General features: G+C 68.8%; 17 protein-coding genes. 8 read left to right on the forward strand and 9 right to left on the reverse strand.

All coding sequences use genetic code 11. The features are described 5' to 3' along the window. Together ACQPWU_RS58385 and ACQPWU_RS58390 are read right to left on the reverse strand one after the other, a co-directional pair. Complete coding sequence (locus ACQPWU_RS58385) at positions 1 to 2,562, reverse strand: glycoside hydrolase family 9 protein (RefSeq protein WP_433445559.1); 2,562 nt, start codon at positions 2,560 to 2,562, stop codon at positions 1 to 3. Further along, a complete protein-coding gene (locus ACQPWU_RS58390; RefSeq protein WP_433435686.1) occupies positions 2,505 to 5,453 on the reverse strand; it encodes a glycoside hydrolase family 48 protein in 2,949 nt (982 codons plus the stop codon). The genes ACQPWU_RS58385 and ACQPWU_RS58390 overlap by 58 nt, the downstream gene beginning before the upstream one ends. A 268-nt stretch (positions 5,454 to 5,721) precedes the next feature. Between ACQPWU_RS58390 and ACQPWU_RS58395 the strand changes: the two genes are divergently transcribed. Beyond that, positions 5,722 to 8,079: a glycoside hydrolase family 6 protein gene (locus ACQPWU_RS58395; protein ID WP_433435687.1), complete on the forward strand. Its 2,358-nt coding sequence runs from the start codon at positions 5,722 to 5,724 to the stop codon at positions 8,077 to 8,079. Between the two features lie 158 nt (positions 8,080 to 8,237). On the opposite strand, the gene ACQPWU_RS58400 is transcribed toward ACQPWU_RS58395, so the two are convergent. The 5 genes from ACQPWU_RS58400 to ACQPWU_RS58420 all read right to left on the reverse strand — a co-directional run bounded on the left by ACQPWU_RS58400 (position 8,238) and on the right by ACQPWU_RS58420 (position 12,466). Beyond that, positions 8,238 to 8,633, reverse strand: a complete 396-nt coding sequence (locus ACQPWU_RS58400) for a DUF1992 domain-containing protein (RefSeq protein ID WP_433435688.1) — start codon at positions 8,631 to 8,633, stop codon at positions 8,238 to 8,240. Positions 8,634 to 8,642: 9 nt separating this feature from the next. Continuing rightward, positions 8,643 to 9,542, reverse strand: a complete 900-nt coding sequence (gene folP / locus ACQPWU_RS58405) for a dihydropteroate synthase (RefSeq protein WP_433435689.1) — start codon at positions 9,540 to 9,542, stop codon at positions 8,643 to 8,645. A gap of 72 nt (positions 9,543 to 9,614) precedes the next feature. Next, positions 9,615 to 10,085: an ATP-binding protein gene (locus ACQPWU_RS58410; protein WP_433435690.1), complete on the reverse strand. Its 471-nt coding sequence runs from the start codon at positions 10,083 to 10,085 to the stop codon at positions 9,615 to 9,617. 97 nt (positions 10,086 to 10,182) lie between these two features. Next, on the reverse strand, positions 10,183 to 11,232 hold the full coding sequence (locus tag ACQPWU_RS58415) for an NAD-dependent epimerase/dehydratase family protein (protein ID WP_433435691.1): 1,050 nt from the start codon (positions 11,230 to 11,232) through the stop codon (positions 10,183 to 10,185). Positions 11,233 to 11,284: 52 nt separating this feature from the next. Then, positions 11,285 to 12,466: a zinc-dependent alcohol dehydrogenase gene (locus ACQPWU_RS58420; protein ID WP_433435692.1), complete on the reverse strand. Its 1,182-nt coding sequence runs from the start codon at positions 12,464 to 12,466 to the stop codon at positions 11,285 to 11,287. Between the two features lie 220 nt (positions 12,467 to 12,686). On the opposite strand from ACQPWU_RS58420, the gene ACQPWU_RS58425 reads away from it, so the two are divergent. From ACQPWU_RS58425 to ACQPWU_RS58440, 4 genes are all read left to right on the forward strand, one after another. Continuing rightward, a complete protein-coding gene (locus ACQPWU_RS58425) occupies positions 12,687 to 13,736 on the forward strand; it encodes a polyprenyl synthetase family protein (RefSeq protein WP_433435693.1) in 1,050 nt (349 codons plus the stop codon). An 11-nt stretch (positions 13,737 to 13,747) separates the two neighbouring features. Beyond that, positions 13,748 to 14,695 carry a 4-hydroxy-3-methylbut-2-enyl diphosphate reductase gene (locus tag ACQPWU_RS58430; RefSeq protein ID WP_433435694.1) on the forward strand — a complete coding sequence of 316 codons (948 nt, stop codon included), beginning with the start codon at positions 13,748 to 13,750 and terminating at the stop codon, positions 14,693 to 14,695. 30 nt (positions 14,696 to 14,725) lie between these two features. Next, positions 14,726 to 16,141, forward strand: a complete 1,416-nt coding sequence (locus tag ACQPWU_RS58435) for a family 2B encapsulin nanocompartment shell protein (protein WP_433435695.1) — start codon at positions 14,726 to 14,728, stop codon at positions 16,139 to 16,141. A 71-nt stretch (positions 16,142 to 16,212) separates the two neighbouring features. Beyond that, a complete protein-coding gene (locus tag ACQPWU_RS58440; protein WP_433435696.1) occupies positions 16,213 to 18,429 on the forward strand; it encodes a terpene synthase family protein in 2,217 nt (738 codons plus the stop codon). Here the strand turns inward: ACQPWU_RS58440 and ACQPWU_RS58445 are convergent. Further along, a complete protein-coding gene (locus tag ACQPWU_RS58445; RefSeq protein ID WP_433435697.1) occupies positions 18,353 to 18,697 on the reverse strand; it encodes an STAS domain-containing protein in 345 nt (114 codons plus the stop codon). The genes ACQPWU_RS58440 and ACQPWU_RS58445 overlap by 77 nt on opposite strands. A 597-nt stretch (positions 18,698 to 19,294) precedes the next feature. Here ACQPWU_RS58445 and ACQPWU_RS58450 point away from each other — a divergent pair. Next, positions 19,295 to 19,840, forward strand: coding sequence for a C40 family peptidase (locus tag ACQPWU_RS58450; RefSeq protein WP_433435698.1), 546 nt, complete (start codon positions 19,295 to 19,297; stop codon positions 19,838 to 19,840). Positions 19,841 to 20,019: 179 nt separating this feature from the next. On the opposite strand, the gene ACQPWU_RS58455 is transcribed toward ACQPWU_RS58450, so the two are convergent. Further along, positions 20,020 to 20,274, reverse strand: a complete 255-nt coding sequence (locus ACQPWU_RS58455; protein WP_433435699.1) for a hypothetical protein — start codon at positions 20,272 to 20,274, stop codon at positions 20,020 to 20,022. Between the two features lie 409 nt (positions 20,275 to 20,683). Here ACQPWU_RS58455 and ACQPWU_RS58460 point away from each other — a divergent pair, with 409 nt between their 5' ends. Beyond that, positions 20,684 to 21,148 (forward strand): hypothetical protein, encoded by a 465-nt coding sequence (locus tag ACQPWU_RS58460; RefSeq protein WP_433435700.1) that lies wholly within the window; start codon positions 20,684 to 20,686, stop codon positions 21,146 to 21,148. A gap of 32 nt (positions 21,149 to 21,180) precedes the next feature. After that, positions 21,181 to 21,747: an O-methyltransferase gene (locus ACQPWU_RS58465; RefSeq protein ID WP_433435701.1), complete on the forward strand. Its 567-nt coding sequence runs from the start codon at positions 21,181 to 21,183 to the stop codon at positions 21,745 to 21,747. Positions 21,748 to 21,803 lie beyond the last annotated feature (56 nt).

The following is a 21,803-nucleotide window of genomic DNA, read 5'->3' on the forward strand; positions in this document are numbered from 1 at the left end:
TCAGGCGGGAGTGCAGGTGATCGGGTCGGGGACGGTGGATGTGCCGTTGGCGATGAAGCCGAACGTCGTGCCGGCGCCAGGAGCGAGTGCGCCGTTGTAGGCCTCGTTCTTGACGGTGACGGCGGAGCCCGACTGGGTGTGCTTGCCGCCCCAGAGCTGGGTGATCTGGTTCGCCGACGTCCAGGTGACCGTCCAGCCGGTGGTCGCGGCCGCGCCGTTGTTCTTCACCGTCACCTCGGCCTGGAAGGCGCCGCTCCACGAGCTCGTCACCTTGTACGTCGCCGCGCATCCGCCCGTGGGCGGCGGCGTCGTGTTCGTGGTGGTGAACGAGGCGCTGTCGGACGGCGCCGAGGTGTTGCCCGCCGCGTCCCGCGCCACCACGTGGGCGGTGTAGGCCGTGGCAGGGGTGAGCCCGCTCAGGTCGAAGGACGCGCTCGTGGCCGTGCCTACCTTTGTGGACCCCAGGTAGACGTCGTAGCCGCTCACGCCCACGTTGTCCGTGGAGGCGGTCCAGCTCAGCTTGGCGGTCGAGCCCGTGATCCCGGATGCCTCGGGCTTGCCCGGCTTGCTGGGCGCTGTCGTGTCCTGTTCCTCCGGACCCGGGGGCTCACCCCAGATCTTGGTCGCGCCGCTGTAGAGAGTGATGTTCCCGGTCCGCACCGGCGTCGCGCCGGGCGTGGTGGGGATGTTCCGGTACGACCAGTCGTTGGCCGGGTCCCACGTGCCCGAACTGGTGATCCTGAACTGCACCTCTCTGCGGTGCTGCGACTGTCCCGCCGGCGCGATGACCTGGCCGGAGCAGTCGATGTTCACGTAGTACGTGGTACCGCTCGCCTGGTTCAGCGTGGGCGCCTTGCACTGCGTGTAGGCGGACGACACGGTGATCTGCGAGGCGGTCGTCGTGCCGTCGAGCGTGAAGTAGTAGCGGAAGGAGCCGTCGGACAGGACCCTGGCGGGCCAGGCCGACTGGTTGCGGACGATGGCCTTGATCTCGGTGAAGTTGCTCCCCGAGGCGTTCACGCCCGCCTCGACGAAGAGCTCGGGCCCGTCCGGGGTCTCCTGCGCCGGGAAGCCGGTCGCAGGGGCGCCGCCGTACTCCTTGTAGAGCCTGACCAGCGCGCTGGTGAAGCCGGCGTTGTAGTCGGTGGCGACCTCGTTCATGACGTAGTCGTCGCGCTTGTCGGTGTAGGCGTCGTTCGCGTCGGGCGGTCCGCCGACGAGCGCGCCGTACAGGGTGTGGCGGGTCTGCTCGGGATTGGTGATCTGGTCGGTCCACGAGCCGTGCGCCGTGCGGTGATGGGGGTTCTTCGGCGGGTTGTTGCCGAACCCAATCATGTATGAGGAGTTGCGCGGGTTGTCGCCGAGCGCGTAGTTGATCTGCCGTACCGCGAAGTCGTGGTAGCGGGCCTTACGCGTGGCGTCGGTGATGGTGTCGCTGTGTACGAGCGCCGCGAACGAGGTGTTGGCCGCGTACCGCAGCGAGCCCCACCGGTCCAGCACGGCCTCGCCGCCCGGCGAGTACGCCACCTTGGAGCCGTTCACGCCGACCGTCCACCAGTCGAGCCAGCGGTTGGCGTCGTCCAGGTACTTCTGCTTGCCGGTCAGCTTGTACAGCAGCACGTACGCGCCGTAGGACTTGTCGTCCCACGCGATCGTCCACTTGTACGACTTGGTGGTGGTCTGTGGCTCGCTGCCCAGGCTGTCGTAGCCGGTCTCGGCCTTGGCCAGGTAGGAGGCGTCGTTCGTGGCCCGGTAGAGCCAGATCGCGCCCCAGACCAGCTCGTCGTTGTAGCCGCTCCACGAGTTGTAGTAGCCCTGGGCGTCGGTGATGCAGTCGCTGTACTTCTTCCTGACGGTGTCGGCGAAGGAGTACAGCTGCTTGGCGTGCGTCAGCAGCGTGTCAGCATAAGTCGGATTTGTCGGGCGGAAGACCATCGACGAGGCCGCCATCGCGGCCGCTGTCTCACCCGCCAGGTCGGACCCGCCGCACGACGCGTCGATCTTGTACGCCGGCCGCGACATCTGCATGGCCTCGGCCGGGCCCCACCAGGCGTGGTCCGTGCCGCCGTTGCCGACCTGCCCGTAGAGCACGTTCGGCGACGGGTGGGCCTTGACGAAGTAGTCGTTGACGTACTTGAGGTTGTTGAGCAGGTGCGTGAGCTGGCCGGAAGAGGAGTAGGCGTCGCGGTACTCGACCGCGCCCCAGGCCAGCATCGTGGTGGAGAACGCCATCGGGAGGCCGAACTTGACGTGGTCGCCCGCGTCGTACCAGCCGCCTGTGAGATCCACGCCCACGTCCTTGCCGTCGTTCATGCCGGAGTCCCCGCGCCAGGAGACGCGGTTCCAGCTCGGCAGGTCGCCGGACTGCTGGGCCTCGTAGAACCACAGCGCTTTCTGCAGCGCCTCGCCGTAGGCGAAGGCCGGTGCGGCGGCGTGGGCCGCCGGCCCCGCCCCTGTGAAACACAGGGGCAGGACCAGCGACGCCACGGCGATCAGTGCCTTTCTCACGGGAAGAGCCGTCCGTACTCGGCCAGGGCGACGGCGACGTCCACCTGCGCCCAGAACCGGTGATAGTTGAAGACGGGCGCGGGGCCGGTGCCGTTGATGTAGGCGTTGACCTTCGCCCAGTCGGGGTCGTTCTTGTAGAAGGACCTGATCGAGATGAACGTCGAGCTGGAGTTGATGGCGTCGCCGTTGGGCATCTTGCCGCTCCAGCCGGACGGCACGTAGACCGGGTCGGCGATGCGCTTGTAGTCGGTCTTGGTCTCGGGGACCGACACGCCCTTGGCGTCGCGGTACTTCCACACGCCGTCGAGCAGCGACTTGGCCATGTTCTTGGCCGCCGTGTTGTTCGCCTTGGCCGCGTAGTACATGAGCGCCTTGGCGTACGCGCCCGCCACACCCACGTCATTCGTGTAGTCGGCGATCGTCACGTGCAGGCCGGGGTTGGCCGGGGGCATCCCGGAGGTGGCGGTGAAGTCGCCCACGGGCTGACCGGTCCACTTCAGCGTGGACGGGATCTGGTACGAGCCGTCCGCGTTGATCGTGGTGTTGGCCATCGCCCAGGTGACCCACTTGTCGAGCAGCGCCTTCGCATCGGCGTTGCCCGAGGCGTAGTACAGCTCGGCGACCCGCTCCATGGTCCACGCCTGGAAGCCGAACCACTGGTTCGACGGCGGGTCGTGGTAGACGGGCTGCCAGTCGTAGGTCAGGCCGTGGAACTTGGGCAGGCCGGCCGGCGGCGCCGCGTAGTGGCCTTCCCAGCTGTTGGTCGCGCCACCGGCGATGGCGCCCTCGGCCGACTGCAGCCAGCCGTAGAACTGCAGCTGCCGGGTGAGGCTGGTGCTCCAGTCGGTCACCGCGGTGCTGCCCTTGGGCTTCAGCTCGGCCACGTTCGCCAGCGCCCAGGCCGCGAGCGGGTTCTGGTAGCCGGAGTGGTTGTGGCTCGAGCCGATGCGCCACGCCCAGCCGGCGCTGGTGTCGGTCGCGCCGCCCCAGGCGTAGTACCAGCTCAGCAGGTAGTTGGAGGCGTCCTTGCCGGTGCCGGCCGCGCACGAGGTGCTCGTGCAGCCGGGCTTCTTGAAGTACTTGTCGTACATCGCGTAGCGCAGGTAGTCACCCATCTTCGCGGCCTTGGAGACCGACGCGGAGATCTGCGAGTCCTTGCCCTGGGCCTTGGCCCACGTCTCCGCCCAGTACGCGGCCTGCACGGCGCGCGCGTCGGCGTCGGGGGCGTTGGTGTACTTCCACTGCTTGGCGTAGGAGCTGTCCTTCACGAACAGGTCCAGGTAGCCGTTGGGGCCGCCGTGCTTGAACGTGTCGCAGGACGGCTGCGGGATGGTCTCGAAGACCGACTCCTCGGGACCGCGCTGGTAGGTGTTGATGTAGGCGGGCTTCGTGGTGCCGTCGCCGCAGTGGCCGAAGCCGTAGGTGTTGTCGACGTCGAGCAGCCAGTGCATGCCGTAGATGTCACGGGTGCCATACGCGCTCTGCAGCTCGCCCGCGATCGGGTCCTGGCCTACGGACACGCCGCTGTCGAGCGCCGACGGATAGCTGCTGATCGTGTTCGACTCCGGCGCGTACGTGGCCGGCTTGGACGGCGTGTAGAAGGAGTTCGTCGGCTGGTCGGCCGTGGCCGGGATGATGTACTTCTCCATCGAGGCCCACGCGTTGTTGAACTTCGACCAGTCGCCGGTGACCTGCCCGTACGCCGCCTCCAGCCACAGGTAGTAGCTGTAGGCCTCGGACGTGGTCTCGTGCCCCTGGTCCGGCGCCTCGACCATGAACGTCTCGATCGAGTGGTAGGGAACGCCCTCGGGCGAGAAGTAGCCGTTGGCCGGGTCGTGGATCTCGTTGTACATCTCGACGAAGCGCTGGACGTACGTGTTGTCGCCGCCGACGTCGTCGTCCGCCTCGGTGGCGGTCACGTCCACCGCCGTGTAGCCGGTGGCGCTCACCCTGAACACGCCCGAGCCGGCGGTCGTGTCGGAGTCGTTGGCCGCCGCCAGCGTGACGTTCTGGGCGGTGTTCCAGTTGGACGGCGTGAAGGTCAGGCTGGCGCCGCCGGAGACCGTGAGGTCGGTGTCGCCGCTGGCGCGCGCCGTGGTGACGGTCACGTTGGCCGAGGGCGCCTGCGACAGCTTCACCCCGAAGCTCGCGGTCCCCGCCTCGGGCACGGACAGGGTCGTCGGGCTCACCACGAGCGCGGGGCCCGTGTTCTGGGAGACCGTGATGCCGACCGGCGACGAGGTGGTGGTCGCGCCGCCGTTGTCGGTGGCCTTCGCGGTGATCGAGTAGCTGCCGGCCGCCACGTTCGTCCAGCTGTAGCTGTACGGCGCCGAGGTGTCGGTGCCGAGCAGCGTGGAGCCCTGGTAGAAGTCGACCTTCGAGATCGTGCCGTCGGTGTCGGAGGCGTTCGCCGCGATCGGCACGGTGGCCGGGGCGCTGAACGTCTGCCCTGCGGTCGGCGAGGTCAGCGACACGGTGGGCGGCGTGTTGGCCGCGCCGCCGCAGGTGGTGCCGTTGACGCTGAAGCTGGTCGGGTTCGGGTTGCTCCCCGTCCAGGTGCCGTTGAAGCCGATGGACACGGACGCGCCCGTCCCCAGGCTGCCGTTGTACGACATGTTGGTTCCGGTCACGCGGGTGCCGGACTGGCTCCAGTTGGCGCCCCAGCCGGTGGGGGTGTACTTCTGACCCGTGGTCGGGAAGTCGAAGCCCAGATTCCAAGAGGTGATGGGATCGCCGGTGTTCTTCAACGTGATGTTCGCGGTGAACCCGCCCTGGCCGGGACTGCTCGTCCACGAGTTGGCCACATACGTCACGTCGCACGCCACGGCTGCCTGTGCCGGACTGGCCGCCACGGCCGCGGTCGCGCCCGCCACGAGGACGAGCGTCGTGGCCACGGCGAGCCGCCTCGATAAGCGGGTGAGGAGGGAAGGAGGTCTGTACTTCACGGGATCTCCATGGGGAGTAGAGGAGTGGGAGCGCTCCCAAACGGGATTGTGGGTGCCCTCCCGCGTATGTCAACGGAATGGCGGTCCGGTAACCCCCGTGTTTCCTCTCACCAGGCTGCCCGGGATGAAAGTTTCATCCGGGTTCCGGGGCATTCAACGAGCATGTGGGGCGGCGGACACCTTTTGGAACGCCGACCCCTGTACACGAATGCGACCGCGGCAGACCATGGGAGCGCTCCCAGCCCTCTAACACTGGAGATGATCGCTCGTGAGACTCCAACGCGGCCTTCGCAAATGGGCCGTGACCGCGACCGCCGCGAGTGTCGCGGCCCTTGGGCTCGTCGTCGGCCAGAGCACGGCCGCGAACGCCGCGGTCGCCTGCGACGTGACCTACTCTGCCAACTCGTGGACGAGCAGCCCTGGCCAGGGCGGGTTCACCGCGAACATCACGTTGAAGAACACCGGCGACCCCATCACGTCGTGGAATCTGGGCTTCGACTTCCCGACCACGGGTCAGAAGTACACCCCCACCGGCTGGGGGGCCAACTGGAGCCAGTCCGGCACCCGCGTGACCGCCACGAACATGTCGTACAACGGCAGCCTGTCCACCGGCGGCTCGGTCTCCATCGGCTTCAACGGCACCTGGACGGGGAGCAACCCGAACCCGACCAGCTTCAGTGTCAACGGCACCACCTGCGGCGGCGGTGGGACCCCGACGACCCCGTCGGTGGTCACCTCGGCCAGTTCGGTCGCGGTGAACGAGGGCGGCACGGCCACGTTCACGGCCAAGCTCTCCTCGGCGCCGTCCGCCAACGTGACCGTCACCACGACGCGGACCACCGGTGACACGGACCTGTCCGTCAGCTCGGGCGGCTCGCTGACCTTCACCCCGTCCAACTGGAACACCGCCCAGACGGTCACCCTGGCCGCGGCCCAGGACTCCGACACCACCGCGGGCACGGCCGCCTTCACCGTCGGCGGCACGGGCGTCACCCCGGCCACGGTCAACGCCACCGAGGTGGACGACGACGCCGTGGTGGAGCAGTCGATCATCGTCACGCCGGCCTCGGTGACCGTGCCGGAGGGCTCCACCGCCACGTACACCGTGCGCCTGGCCACCGCGCCGGCCTCGAACGTGACCGTCACCTCGACAGCGGCGAGCAGTGGTGACACCAACATCACCGTCTCCAGCGGCGGCAGCCTCACCTTCACGCCGTCCAACTGGAACACCCCGCAGACGGTCACCCTGGCCGCCGCGGAGGACTCCGACACGGCCAACGGCAGCCGTACCATCACCGTCGCCTCCACCGGCCTGACCTCCAGGACGGTCACCGCCACCGAGGCCGACAACGACGGCGGCACCACCCCCGGCGGCCACGTCGAGAACCCGTACGCCGGCGCCACCGGCTACGTCAACCCCAACTGGAAGGCCAAGGCCCAGGCCGAGCCCGGCGGCTCCGCGGTGGCCAACACCTCCACCGCCGTGTGGCTGGACCGCATCGCGGCCATCGCCGGCTCCTCCTCCGCCATGGGCCTGCGCGCTCACCTGGACGAGGCCGTCAGGCAGGACGCCGCCAACGGCTCCGCGCCGCTGACCGTGCAGTTCGTCATCTACGACCTGCCCAACCGCGACTGCTCGGCGCTGGCCTCCAACGGTGAGTTGCTCGTCGCCGAGAACGGCCTCAACCGCTACAAGACCGAGTACATCGACCCGATCTCGGCGATCATGAGCGACCCCGCCTACGCGAACCTGCGCATCGTCACGATCATCGAGCCCGACTCGCTGCCCAACCTGGTCACCAACCTCAGCTTCGCCAAGTGCGCCGAGGCCAACTCGTCCGGTGCCTACGTCGACGGCGTCCGCTACGCGCTGAACAAGCTGCACGCCATCACCAACGTCTACACCTACATCGACGCCGCCCACCACGCCTGGCTCGGCTGGGACTCGAACTTCAACCCGTCGGTGAACATCTTCTACAGCACCGTGGCCGGCGCCACCGCCGGTGTGGACAGCGTGGACGGCTTCATCGTCAACACCGCGAACTACTCCGCGACCACCGAGCCGTACTTCACGATCAACTCGACCGTGAACGGCACCACGGTCCGGCAGTCCAACTGGGTCGACTGGAACTACTACGTGGACGAGTCGACCTTCGCCACCGCCCTGCGCAGCGCGCTCATCTCCAAGGGCTTCAAGCAGCGCCTCGGCATGCTGATCGACACCTCGCGCAACGGCTGGGGCGGCACCGCCCGCCCGAGCGGGCCGAGCACCTCGACGGACCTGAACCAGTTCGTCGACCAGTCGCGCACCGACCGCCGGATCCACCCCGGCAACTGGTGCAACCAGAGCGGCGCGGGCCTGGGCGCGCGGCCGACCGCCAACCCCGCGTCCGGGTTCGACGCCTACGTCTGGATCAAGCCTCCGGGCGAGTCGGACGGCGCCAGCTCGGACATCCCGAACGACGAGGGCAAGAAGTTCGACAGGATGTGCGACCCGACGTACCACGGCAACAACCTCAACAAGAACAACCTGTCGGGCGCGCTGCCCAACGCGCCGCTGTCCGGGCAGTGGTTCTCGGCGCAGTTCCAGGAGCTGCTCAGGAACGCGTACCCGCCAGTCAACTAGCAACCGGCACCGCAGGGGCCCGGACCTTGATCCGGGCCCCGGACTCAAGCCCGAGCGACCCGCCTGACCCGGGTCTCTCGGAGGGGCCCGCCTGACCCGGGTCCCTCGGCCAGTCGAAGGGGCCCCGATCTCGGGGCCCCTTCTATTTGTGAGCCCTGCTATTTCTGGGCCCTGCGCCACTCCGACACGATCTCGTCCACGTCGAACGGCATCAGGTTGAGCGGTGGACCGGACAACCCCGTCCTGATCGCCTGGCGGATCTTCTTGTTGATGTCCTCGAGGATCTGCCGCACCTCGGTCTCCGACCTGGCGCCGCGAGCCTCGGCCAGCGCCTCCTCCGCCTCCTTGCGCAGCGCCAGCGTGGGCGGCAGGGGCATCGACAGCCCCTCACTCTCGACCTTCTGCTTGATCCACCACATGTCGTCGTGCGGCCGGTCCGGCAGAGGCTTTCCGGCCCCCGGCAGGTTGTCGAACTCCCCGCGCTCCTCCGCCTGGCGAATCTGCCGGTCGATCCAGCTCTCGAACGGCATCCCCAGTGGTTTCCGCTCGGTCAATTGACCTCCTCAGGCCAGATTGTGACTCGGGATCAGCGGGCCACGCCAGCCGAGCATGGCCTCGGTCATGCGTACGGAGGCAAGCGTGGCGGCCACGTCGTGCACCCGCAGGATGCGGGCGCCCTTGACGATGGAGAAGACGTTGGCGGCGATCGTGCCCTCCTTCCGCTCGCCCTGGGGGCGGTCGAGCGTCTCCCCGATGAAGTCCTTGTTGGACAGGGCCACCAGGGTCGGATATCCGATCGAGGTGATCTCGTCGAGCCGGCGCGTGATCTCGAGCGAGTGGAAGGTGTTCTTGTTGAGGTCGTGGCCGGGGTCGATGATGATCTTGTCTTCCGCGATGCCGGCCTTCAGCGCGTACGCGACCCGCTCGCGCAGGAACGCGGCCACCTCGGAGACGACGTCGGCGTAGCTCGGCCGGAAGACGCGCTTGCCGGGGCCGCCGAGGCTGTGCGTGACGATCACGCTGACCCCGGACTCGGCGGCGAACTCCGCCATGCCGGGCTCGCGCAGGCCGTTGGTGTCGTTGATCACGTCGGCCCCCGCCTCGACGGCGGCCCGCGCCACGTCGGGCCTGTGGGTGTCGACGGAGATGACGGCGTCGGTGGCCTTCCGCACTTCGGCGATCACCGGCGCGACCCGGTCGATCTCCTCGTCCGCGCCGATCTGGGCCTGGGCCGCGCTGAAGGCGAACCCGCCGATGTCGACCCAGTCGGCCCCTTCGTCCACGGCCTTGCACGCGGCCGCGACGGCGCTGTCGAGCTCGAACGTGCTGCCCCGGTCGTGGAAGGAGTTGGGCGTCCTGTTGACGATGGCCATGATGGCGACCTGGCGCGCGAAATCGAACTCCCGCCGCCCGATGCGCCGGACGGGCTGGATCATCCCGGGGGAAGGCGTTTCGCCGCTCACCTTTGTGAGCCTACCTGCCCGTTGCCCAGGCCAGCCGCCCGCCCACCACGCGCCCGGACGCCAGGGCAGGTGTCAGGCTGTGAAGCGGCCGAAGGGGTGGTGGCCGGCGTCCACCCGGATCCGCTTCATGGCCCGATGGGTGGTGTGATGGGGCGCTCGTGGCAGCCGCATGGTGAGCAGGACGGTGGTGCCGCCGGGGCCGGTGTCGAAGTCGGCCATGTCGCACAAGCGGCGGATGAGGAAGATCCCTCTGCCCTCCTGGGACAGGTCGGGAGGCTTGAGGTCGGCGTCCACGTACGCGCCGGGGATGCCCGAGCCCCCATCGGTCGTCTCGGACCGGATCACGCCGTTCACCGTCCACAGCTTGAAGTACCCGTGCCCACCGGCGTGCTCCACGGCGTTGACCACGCTCTCGTGGACGGCCAGCACGAAGTCGTGGAGCCGGGGACCGCTGAGCCCGCAACTCCGGGCCAGCTCGGCCACGGTGCGACGCAGTCTCGTGACGTCGTGGAGGGTGAAGGGCTGGGCCATCAGGGTGCGCATGCACTCCTCCGTGTCGTCCGACACACAGGCCGCGCTTCAGGACCTCGCGTTGTGTCTCCCGTTCCCCGGAGCCGAGGACTTACACCCCAGGCCTCAATTACGAATGCCCGCCCACACCGGTGACGAGTTCCTTCACCCGTTCGACCGGTCCGCCGTCGGGAGCCAGCGGCGCGGTTTCCATGCCGGCGCCGTCGTGCAGCCCCTCGAGCAGCTCCCGCATGGCCTCCCACGACGAGTGCCGCGGCGTCCAGCCCAGCACCTCCCTGGCCCGGTCGGTCTTCATGACCGGGATCCGCAGGACCAGGTCGAGCAGCCCGGGCGCGGCCGGTATGAGCCTCAGGTGCCAGCCCACCGCCATGATCGCCCTGGCCACGCCCGGCGAGACCGGCACCGTGCGGGCGTCGAGCAGCTTGGCCAGGTCGGGCGGGTCGAGCACGGGCTCCGCGGCGATGTTGAACGCGCCCCGCACCTGCTTGGTGACGGCCAGCCGGTACGCCTCCGCCGCGTCCTCCGCGTGCAGCACCTGCAGCCGCAGGCCGGGGATGTCCGGTACGAATGGGATGCGCCCCGCCCTGATCAGCCGCCGCGGCACGAACGGCCCGCCGAACAGCCTGCGCTGCTCGGTCGCCGCCACCCGCTGGAAGACGAACCCGGGCCGCATCCGCACCACGCGGATGCCGGGGTGATCGTGCTCGAAGACGTCGAGCACCCGCTCGACGTACGCCTTCTCCCGCCCGTACGCGGCCCCCGGCCAGCCGTGCGTGGGCCAGCTCTCATCCACCGGCCGGTCCTTGGGCCCCGGCGAGTACGCTCCCACGGACGAGGCGTGGATCAGCGAGGGCACCCCCGCCTCCGCGACGGCGCGGAAGACGCGCATGCTGCCCAGCACGTTCGCCCGCCAGGTCGTGGACGGGTGCCTGGTCGGCTGGAACAACCACGCGAGGTGCACGACCGCGTCCGCCCCGTCGAAGATCCGCGTGAGGTCCGCGCTCGCGATGTCGGCCTGCCGCCAGTCGGTGCGGTCGATCCGCCACCCAGGCAACCGGCGGGCGACCCCGACGATCGAGGTCACGCCGCCGTCCGCGGCCAGCGCGCGCACCACGCTGGTGCCGACGTTCCCGGTTGCTCCCACCACAACGACTCTCATGGAAGCTGCGCTGCCCGCCCTTAGGGCCGGAAAATCCCCGTGACCTGCCAAGTTATGGCTGTAGGAGCATCTTGACCGCTCCGTCCGACTTCTTCTGGAACATCTCATACGCCATGGGCGCCTGCTCCAGCGGCATCCGGTGAGTGGCCAGGTCCATCACGCCGAGCGGATCGGACTCGTCGGTCACCAGCGGCATCAGCACGCTGGTCCACCGCCTGACATGGGCCTGGCCCATGCGCATCGTGATGCCCTTGTCGAACATGCGCAGCATGGGCATGGGATCCGTCATGCCGCCGTAGACGCCGATGACGGAGATGACGCCGCCGCGCCGTACCGAGTCGATGGCCTGGTTGAGCGCGGCCAGCCGGTCGATGCCCGTGTGGGTCATGAGCGGCGCGGCGACCCCGGCCGGCAGCATGCCGGTGAGGGTCTGGGCGAGCTTGGCGGCGGGCGAGCCGTGGGCCTCCATGCCGACCGCGTCGATGACCGAGTCGGTGCCGCGCCCGGAGGTCCGCTGGCGGATCTCCTCGGGGACGTCGGTGACCTCGCTCGCGTCGATGACGTCGATGCCGTGGCGGCGGGCCATCTCGAGGCGCTGCGTGACGCCGTCCACGCCGATCACCCGGTATCCCAGGTGAGCGGCGATGCGGGCACACATCTGGCCGATCGGGCCGAGGCCGAAGACGGTGACGCTGCCGCCCTCGGGGACGTCCGCGTAGGCGACGGCCTGCCAGGCGGTCGGCAGCACGTCGGACAGGTACAGGAACCGCTCGTCCGGCGGGCCCTCGGGCACCTTGATGGGGCCGAACTGCGCCTCCGGCACCCGCAGGTACTGAGCCTGCCCGCCGGGCACCTGCCCGTAGAGCTTGGTGTAGCCGAACAGCGCGGCGCCCGTGCCCTGCTCGCGCACCTGGGTGGTCTCGCACTGGGCGTAGAGCTCCATGGAGCACATGTGGCAGTGGCCGCAGGAGATGTTGAACGGGATGACCACGCGGTCGCCCGGCTTGATGTTGTCGATCGCGGGGCCGACCTCCTCGACGACGCCCATGGGTTCGTGCCCGAGGATGTCGCCCTCGGCCATGAACGGCCCGAGCACCTCGTACAGGTGCAGGTCTGAGCCGCAGATGCCGGAGCTGGTCACCCTGATGACCGCGTCGTTGGGCTCCTTGATGGCGGGGTCGGGGACCTCCTCGACCCGGACGTCGCGCTTACCGTGCCAGGTGACTGCCTTCATGGTGTCTCCTTACGGAAGGGGGCACACAAATGCGGCATACCCCCACATAGCGCATCAAACGGCTCCGGCTGCGAATGCCCACACGGCCCCGCGTCTCGACACGCCCTGCCGTTGGGACTGCTGTGGCAAAAGAAGGCTCCAGCTACAAAAGACACTTTACACGCTGCGTATTGGATGAATAACTATTGGTAGTGAGCGTCTGACCGAAGGAGCCGCGCGGATGCCGGTGAGCTTCACTCAGCACAACGTCGGATCACGCGTGGACCGGCGCCTGGCCGGCTTCCTCGAGATCTGGCGAGCCCCCGTCGACGACCCCGACGTCAAGACGGCGTACCGGCTGCTGGCCGACTTCATCCTCTGCGGCGGCAAGCGCGTCAGGCCGCAGCTGTGTTACTGGGGCTGGCGCGGCGCCGGCGGCGGCGACAGCGAGGAGATCATCACCGCTGCCGCGGCCCTGGAGCTGTGCCACGCCGGCCTGCTCATCCATGACGACATCATGGACGGCAGCGAGGTGCGGCGCGGCCGGACCAGCGTGCACAGGAGCCTGGCGGGGCTGCACCGCGGACCGGGCGCGGAGGCGTTCGGGCAGGCGGGCGGCATCCTGCTCGGCACGCTCAGCCTGGCCTGGTCCGACACGATGCTGGCGTCGTGCGCGGTGGAGCCTCATCGGCTGCGCGCCGCGCACCACGTGTTCGACGCCATGCGCACCGAGGTCATCAGCGGCCAGTACCTCGACATCCTCGCCCAGCTCCGCTCGGGCGCGAGCGTGGCCGAGGCCCTTACGGTGATCCGGTTCAAGACCGCCAAATACACCGTCGAGCGGCCGCTGCAGATCGGCGGCGCGCTGGCGGGGGCCTCGATGGAGCTGCTTGAGTCGTACTCCCGCTTCGGCCTGCCGCTGGGCGAGGCGTTCCAGCTCCGAGACGACGTGCTCGGCACGTTCGGCTCTGAGCCGGAGACCGGCAAGTCGGCGCTCGACGACCTGCGCGAGGGCAAGCACACGGTGCTCTTCGCGCATGCCGTGCGGAGTGCCTCACCCGCCCAGCTCATCCATCTCAAGAGCTGGCACGGCAACCCGGAGCTGACCGAGGAGCGCGCCGCGGAGGTGCGGGAGATCCTGCGCGACACGGGCGCGCTGGCCGAGGTCGAGGAAATGATCGAAGAACGCGTGCGCGAGGCCGTGACGGCACTGGCCGCGGCGCCGATCGAACCGGAGGCCGCCAAAGCGCTGGCCGTTCTGGCAGACCAGCTCGCGCACCGCACCAAGTAGGGGGTTCCCAGATGGGACGGGTACTTCTCGCGGCCCCGCGCGGCTTCTGCGCGGGCGTCGAACGCGCGATCAGCACCGTGGAAGAGGCGCTGAGACGCTTCGGCGCACCCGTTTACGTGCGCAAACAGATCGTCCACAACACCTACGTGGTCGACGACCTCACCCGGCGCGGCGCGGTCTTCGTCGAGGAGCTCGACGAGGTGCCCGACGGATCGCTGGTCGTCTTCTCCGCCCACGGCGTCTCGCCGGCCGTCAAGGATGACGCGGGGCGGCGCGGCCTGCGGACGATCGACGCGACCTGCCCGCTGGTCACGAAGGTCCACAAGGAGGCCGTGCGCATGGCCGAGGCGGGCTACGAGATCGTGCTCATCGGCCATGCCGAGCACGAGGAGGTCGAGGGCACGTACGGCGAGGCCCCCGACCGCATCCACATCGTGGACCCGGCCCGCCCCGGCGAGGTGTCGGCGAAGGGGCCGGTGAAGGGGCCGGTGAGCTGGCTGTCGCAGACCACGCTGGCCGTGGACGAGACCATGCGGGCCGTCACCGAGCTGCGCAAGCGCTTCCCCGACATGGTCGACCCGCCCAGCGACGACATCTGCTACGCCAGCCAGAACCGCCAGGAGGCGATCACCAGGATCGCCCCGCAGTGCGAGCTGGTCATCGTCGTCGGCTCGGCCAACTCCTCCAACTCCCGGCGGCTGGTGGAGGTGGCACTGGGCGCCGGCGCGGACGCGGCGTACCTGGTCGACAGGGCCGCCGACGCCGACGAGCGGTGGCTCGACGGCGTGCGGACCGTCGGGGTCAGCTCCGGCGCCTCGGTCCCCGAGCGGCTGGTCGGGGAGTTACTCGACTGGCTCGCCGCCCGCGGATACACCGAGGTGGAGCCGGTGGCCCTGGCCGAGGAGACCCTCACGTTCTCGCTTCCGCTCGAACTCCGATCCACCCGCAAGCCCGGTTAGGTCCCATACCGAGATTGGTGGTGCAGCACGATGACCGAAACGACCAACTCAGCAGCCCCTGAGACCCTCAACGGCCACGGACAGCTCAGCCTCAGCACCGAGGCCGCCAGGCAGCTCTCGACCACGACCAAGACGCCGCCGCAGATGCAGGAGATCACCTCGCGCTGGCTGCTGCGGCTGCTGCCGTGGGTGCAGTGCTCGGGCGGCGTGTTCAGGGTCAACCGGCGGCTGACCTATGAGCTGGGCGACGGCCGCATCACGTTCAGCAACACCGGCTCGGACGTGCGGGTCATTCCCGCCGAGCTCACCGAGATCCCCATGCTGCGCGGCTATGACGACGCCGAGGTGCTGCAGGCCCTGGCCGGCAGCTTCGCGCAGCGTGAGATCGAGGCGGGTGAGGAGATCGTCTCCGAGGGCCGTCCCATTGACCGGCTGGTGCTCATCGCCCACGGCCGCGTGGGCAAGGTGACCCGCGGCGCGTACGGCGACGAGCAGAGCCTCGGCGTCCTGGCCGACGGCGACTACCTCGGCGAGCAGACGCTCACCGAGGGCGGGCGGTTCACGTTCACCGCGCGGGCCAAGACGGCCACCACCGTGCTCACCCTGTCCAGGCAGGACTTCGAGCAGCTGGCCGAGCGGTCGCCCACGCTGCGCGAGCACCTGGACCGCTACCGTTCGAGCGAGGAGCACGCCCACAACGACTACGGCGAGGCGGCCATCGACATGGCGTCGGGCCACACCGGCGAGCCCGTGCTGCCCGGCACGTTCGTGGACTACGAGCTGAGCCCGCGCGAGTACGAACTGAGCGTGGCCCAGACGGTCCTGCGCGTGCACACCCGGGTCTCCGACCTGTACAACCAGCCGATGAGCCAGCTCGACCAGCAGCTCCGCCTCACGATCGAGGCCCTGCGCGAGCGGCAGGAGCACGAGCTGATCAACAACAGGGAGTTCGGCCTGCTCCACAACGCCGATCTCAGCCAGCGCATCCGCAGCCGCTCGGGCCGGCCGAGCCCCGACGACCTCGACGACCTGCTGGCCACCGTGTGGAAGGAGCCGGCGTTCTTCCTGGCGCATCCGCTGGCCATCGCCGCCTTCGGCAGAGAGTGCAGCAAGCGCGGCGTCTACCCGCAGTCCATCGACGCCTTCGGGCACAAGGTGCCGGCCTGGCGGGACATCCCGATCTTCCCGTGCAACAAGATTCCGATCTCGGACACGTACACGACGTCCTTCCTGCTCATGCGCACCGGGCAGGAGAACCAGGGCGTCGTCGGCCTGCACCAGACCGGCATTCCCGACGAGTACCAGCCCAGCCTGTCGGTCCGGTTCATGAACATCAACGAGAAGGCCGTCCTCTCCTACCTGGTCAGCGCCTACTACTCGGCGGCCGTCCTGGTGCCGGACGCGCTCGGCGTGCTGGAGGACGTCGAGGTCGGCAGGAACGGCTGACCGAGGGACCGCACACCGGAGGCCGGCACCGAGCGCATCGGTGCCGGCCCGCGCACTGTGAAGGAGCGACCATGAGCCAGCCGTTCGAACTGCCGGACTTCTACATGCCGTACCCGGCGCGGCTGAATCCGCACCTCGAAGAGGCTCGCCTGCACTCCAAGCAGTGGGCGCGCGACATGGGCATGCTCGACGACCCCGGCGTCTGGGAGGAGTCCGACCTGGACGCCCATGACTACCCGCTGATGTGCGCCTACACCCATCCCGACTGCGACGGCGCCGAGCTGAGCCTGATCACCGACTGGTACGTGTGGGTCTTCTTCTTCGACGACCACTTCCTCGAGGTGTTCAAGCGCTCCGGCGACCTGCGGGGCGGCAAGGCGTACCTCGACCGGCTCGCCCGTTTCATGCCTATGGGCGATGACCTGAGCATGCCCGAGCCGACCAACCCGGTCGAGGCCGGCCTGGCCGACCTGTGGGTGCGTACGGTCCCGAGCAGGTCGGCGGACTGGCGGTCGCGGTTCGCCGAGAGCACTCACAACCTGCTGAACGAGTCGCTCTGGGAGCTGGCCAACATCAACCGGGGGCGGGTGGCCAACCCGGTCGAGTACATCGAGATGCGCCGCAAGGTCGGCGGGGCGCCCTGGTCGGCCGGGCTCGTCGAGCACGCGGTGGGCGCCGAGGTGCCCGCGCGGATCGCGGGGACCCGTCCGATGCGGGTGTTGAAGGACGCCTTCGCGGACGCGGTGCACCTGCGCAACGACCTGTTCTCGTACGAGCGGGAGGTCAGGGACGAGGGCGAGCTGAGCAACGGCGTGCTGGTGCTGGAGACGTTCCTCGGCTGCGGCACGCAGGAGGCCGCCGACGCCGTCAACGACCTGCTGACCTCGCGGCTGCAGCAGTTCGAGCACACGGCGCTCGCCGAGCTGGGCCCGCTGTTCGTGGAGTACGCGATCGACCCGATCAGCGCGGCCGGCGTGCTGGCCTACGTCAAGGGGCTGCAGGACTGGCAGGCGGGCGGCCACGAATGGCACATGCGCTCCAGCCGGTACATGAACAAGCAGGCCGTGTCAGGCAAGCCGCTGGGCATGCCGTCGATCGTCAATCTGCTGGGGGCCAAGCGGCTGCGCAACTTCACGCACGTGCCGCACGAGCGGGTGGGGCCGTCGCGGATCCCCGACCTGTACATGCCCTTCCAGCTCAGGTTGTCCCCCCATCTCGACACGGCCCGGCGGCACACCGTGGCGTGGTGCAGGGCGATGGGGATGCTCGACCCGGGGTTGTGGGACGAGCGGCGGCTGACCGACATCGACCTGCCTCTGTGCGCCGCGGGCCTGCATCCCGACGCCACCCCTGAGGAGCTGGACCTGGCGTCGTACTGGCTGGCCTGGGGGACGTACGCGGACGACTACTTCCCGGCCGTCTTCGGCCGGTCGCGCAACCTCGTGGCGGCCAAGATAGCGGTGGAGCGGTTCTCGTCGTTCATGCCGCTGGACGGCTCGCCCGCGCCGCCGCCCGCGAACACGCTGGAGCGCGGCCTGGCCGACGTCTGGGCGCGTACGGCGGGGCCGATGCGGCTGGACGAGCGCCGCGAGCTGCGCGGCGCGGTGGAGAGCATGTGCGCGAGCTGGCTGTGGGAGCTGGCCGGCCACTTCGCCAACCACATCCCCGACCCCGTGGACTACGTGGAGATGCGCCGCCAGACCTTCGGCGCCGACCTGACGATGAGCCTGGCGCGGCTGCGGCACGGCAAGAGGATCAGCCGGGAGGTGTACGAGAGCGGCCCGATGCGGGCGCTGGTGAGCGCCATCGCCGACTGCGGAACGCTGATCAACGACATCTTCTCCTACCAGAAGGAGATCGAGTTCGAGGGCGAGCTGCACAACTGCGTACTGGTGGTCCAGAACTTCTTCGGCTGCGACTACCCGACGGCGCTCGGCATCGTCAACGACCTGCTTACCTCGCGCATGCGGCAGTTCCAGCACATCGTCGAGCACGAGCTGCCGGTCGTGTGCGACGACCTCGGCCTCGACGCGGACGCCCGGCGAGACCTCGACGCGTTCGTGAACGAGCTGCGTGACTGGGTGAGCGGGATACTCAACTGGCACCGGCACTGCTTCCGGTACGACGAGGAGTCGCTGCGCCGCCACAACCGGCCGCCACGGTTCCGGCTGGGCGGCCCGACGGGCCTGGGCACCTCGGCGGCCCTGCTCGCTACGCGGGCAGGTGATGGGCACGGGGCTCGTAGTACCAGCCCATCATGCGCAGCAGCCGGCGCTGGTACGGCGTGACGTTGTGCAGACGGATCCACCGCTGCGACGGCGGCAGCGTGGGCATGACGAGCACGCGCAGGCCTGAGACGTCGATGAAGCTCAGCCTGCCGGTGTCGACGACGATGTACGCGCCCTGACGGCAACTCGCCAGGGCGCCCGCGACCGCGGGGCTGTTGGTGGCGTCGATCTCCCCGATGAGCGCGACGGACGGCGGCCCGGGTATCGCGCACACCGTAATCATCAGCTGCCGGTCCTGGTAGAGCAGCCGGTCTTCGGCGCCGCTCACGCTTCTCGCACCCCCCAACACACACGCTCTGGGGGTCGTAATCCTGCCTCTGACGATTAACCAGAACCTAGGTTACACGAAGTATGTTTGGCTATGTTATTTTCGCCGGAAAATGACCGAATTACGGGGAAATTATGACGGCCCCGGCGTGGCCGTGCGCCTGGCGGGGCGGACCCGGATTCGGGCTCGCCGGCGCGGCTTGAGGGCGCTCCGGCAGGGTGGCCGCCTCGGGGGGCGTCAGGCCTCCGAGGTGCGGGGACGGCCGCCGAGGCCTTCGCGCCAGGCGCGCACAGGAGGGAGGCCCATCGTTGCGCGGGTGGCGCAGACGGCGGCCGACGCCCTCGCGGCCGAGTACTCCGAGCAGGCCGTGACAGCACTCTCGCGGAGCGCACCGATTCCCGGCCGTTGATCGCGGCTCAGCCGGATATATACGACTGGTGCGGATTTGCTGTGAAATGACATGGCGACAAATGTCAGTTTACGGCCATACCGCCATCCCGTATGGCCAAAGCCTGTTTTATCGGTATAGGGGAGGAGGAATGCTGACGATATCAATGGCGCAACGTGCACCAGTTCGACAGGAGCGCTGAATATTCCATGAATGGAGCACATCGGCTGCTGCCGATATCAATGGCCCTGGCACAGGCGATTCTGCACGCCGTGCATTCCACGCCCGCGATGGCCGTGCGATCGGCAGGCGGAGCCGTCGCGGCACGCGCGGCGATAGAGATGATCGGCGTCCCTTATTCGTGGGGCGGCGGCGGGGTGCAGGGGCCCGGATTCGGGATAGGAAAGGGCGCCAAGACGTGGGGGTTCGACTGCTCGGGGCTCGCGGAATACGCGTGGGCGCGGGCCGGGGTGCGGATCGGTTCGACGACGCAGGAGCAGTGGCGTTCGGGGATCCGGATATCCAAGGAGGAAGTGGAGCCGGGGGATCTGGTCTTCTACGACAACGATTCAGAGAAACGGGGTCCTGAGCACGTCGGCCTCGTCGTGGACGCCACACGGATGGTGCACTCGCCGTACACCGAGGAGTCCGTACGGGTGGACCCGCTCGACCGGCGTACCTTCCTGGGCGCGGTCCGTCCGGGCGAGAAGGCCGTGAACAGCCACGGCCCCGCGGCCCAGGTGATCCTGCAGTGATCGACCCGGGTCACGGGGCGCGGATAGCTCAGTGCGCACCAAGCCCGTGCCGTGGCCTCGCGAATGTCCACGGCCCGTTCTTCTGGTTCACCTCAAAGTGCCAGGAAGGCGACCTTGGCCGGGCGGGCTCTGGCTCGAGCGCCGCGATCGGCTTCCTGCCTACGCCACGTGAGGAGCCGTCAGTCGCTGTCGACCGTGGTGCCCAGGACGTTGGCGTTGATGTCGCTCACGTCGACCGGGAGGACCTGAATGTCCTTGACCGAGTCGTTCAGGAAGTTGTTCAGCGCGGTGAGGTCGTCGAGCGTGGACAGCTGGCTCAGGGCGGTCCACCCACTGGTCTGCGGGTTGGGACCGACGTCGGCGGAGGCCGCGGCGGCGGAGAAGCCAAGAGCGGCGGCGGCGATTGCTGCACCGGCCAGAATGCGACGGATCATGTGTGCTTTCCTCCATGGATCGGCGCGGAAATTTCCGGCGCCATAGTCGTTTCTGCAGGGCTGTGAGGTGCCGGAAATAACAATCGCGGGAGGCGGCCAAAATCGCAACTCAAAAAGCTCACACGGAGGTCAAGGAGGTGCCTCGATTTCTTGGCACTCGGTTTTCACGCTCGTCAACGAAGCGCGGCGCACACACAACGAAACAATCCGGCGAACGAGCTTTGTTTTTACCGGGCGCACGCACGACGGGGCGGTCGTTCACCACTGTTTAGCAAATGATCAACCGAAAATGGAGAACCGCTCTTACGCCGGCGGGCGTAGTGGCGGTGCCCTCCGCGGGAGGACGCCTGAAGCCGGCAAAGCGGTGAGGATGACCGGCGAGTCGTCAATCCGGAGGAAGGTGAGCTCGGTGCGGGCGCGTATCCGCAAGACGGTCATGGTTGTCCACATCATCGTGTCCGTCGCTCTGCTCGGCGAGGTATGGGGCCTGGTCGTACTGAATACGACAGCGGCCCTGACAAAAGACACGGGACTGGCGCACGCGGCTTATCGGCTGATGCCCGGCCTCGTCTTCGCGGGCGGCATACCGCTCAGCCTCACCGCATTGATCACCGGCATCGCACTGGGCCTGACCAGCCATTGGGGACTATTTCGCTATTACTGGGTGGCGGCCAAGCTCATGCTGCTGGTGGCGGTGATCTGCGTGGGCATGTTCCTGTTCGATCCCGAGGGAATGGCGGCAGTCACCGCGGGCGGCGCCGCGGCCCCCGCCACTCGCCAGTGGGGCCAGATCGCCGCGCTCGGCGCCCAGATCGCCATGTTGATGACCGCGACCACGCTGTCGGTCTTGAAACCCCGCCGCAAACTCCGGTGACGGCGGAGCGGGCGACGGGATACAAAACGACTATGAACTCGGCCCCACCGCCCCTCGTCACCGCCGCCCTGGACCGCGCCGCGGACTTCGCCTACTCCTGCGACCCCGCCGTCGGCCGCCTCCTCGCCACCCTGGCCGCCCACGTCCCTCCACATGGGCGCGTACTCGAGCTCGGGACCGGGGCGGGAGTGGGGCTCGCGTGGCTGGCGAGCGGGCTCGTGCCACGCACGGACGCGACGGTGACCACGGTGGAGTACGACGGCGAACGGGCTTCGCAGACCTCCTCCGGCGACTGGCCGCCCTTCGTGCGCTTCCTTACAGGGGACGCGCTGGAGTTGCTGCCCGGGCTGGGGACGTTCGACCTGATCTTCGCGGACGCGGTGGCGGGCAAGCAGACGGGCCTCGACCTGACGATCGCCGCACTCAACCCCCGGGGCATGCTGGTCGTGGACGACATGTCGCCGGCTCCGGGGACGGTCTGGGACTCTGAGTTCGCCGCCAAGCAGGACGCGGTCCGCCGGACCCTGCTCACCCACGAGCGGCTGGTCACTGTGGAACTGCCACACGGCTCCGGCGTCATCCTCGCCACGGCCCGCTGACGCACTCCACCCACACCGCCGCCTCGCCGCATCGCACCCCATCGACGCGGCGCCCG

Origin of the sequence: Nonomuraea sp. CA-141351 (assembly GCF_050944675.1) — a bacterium.
Taxonomy (GTDB): domain Bacteria; phylum Actinomycetota; class Actinomycetes; order Streptosporangiales; family Streptosporangiaceae; genus Nonomuraea.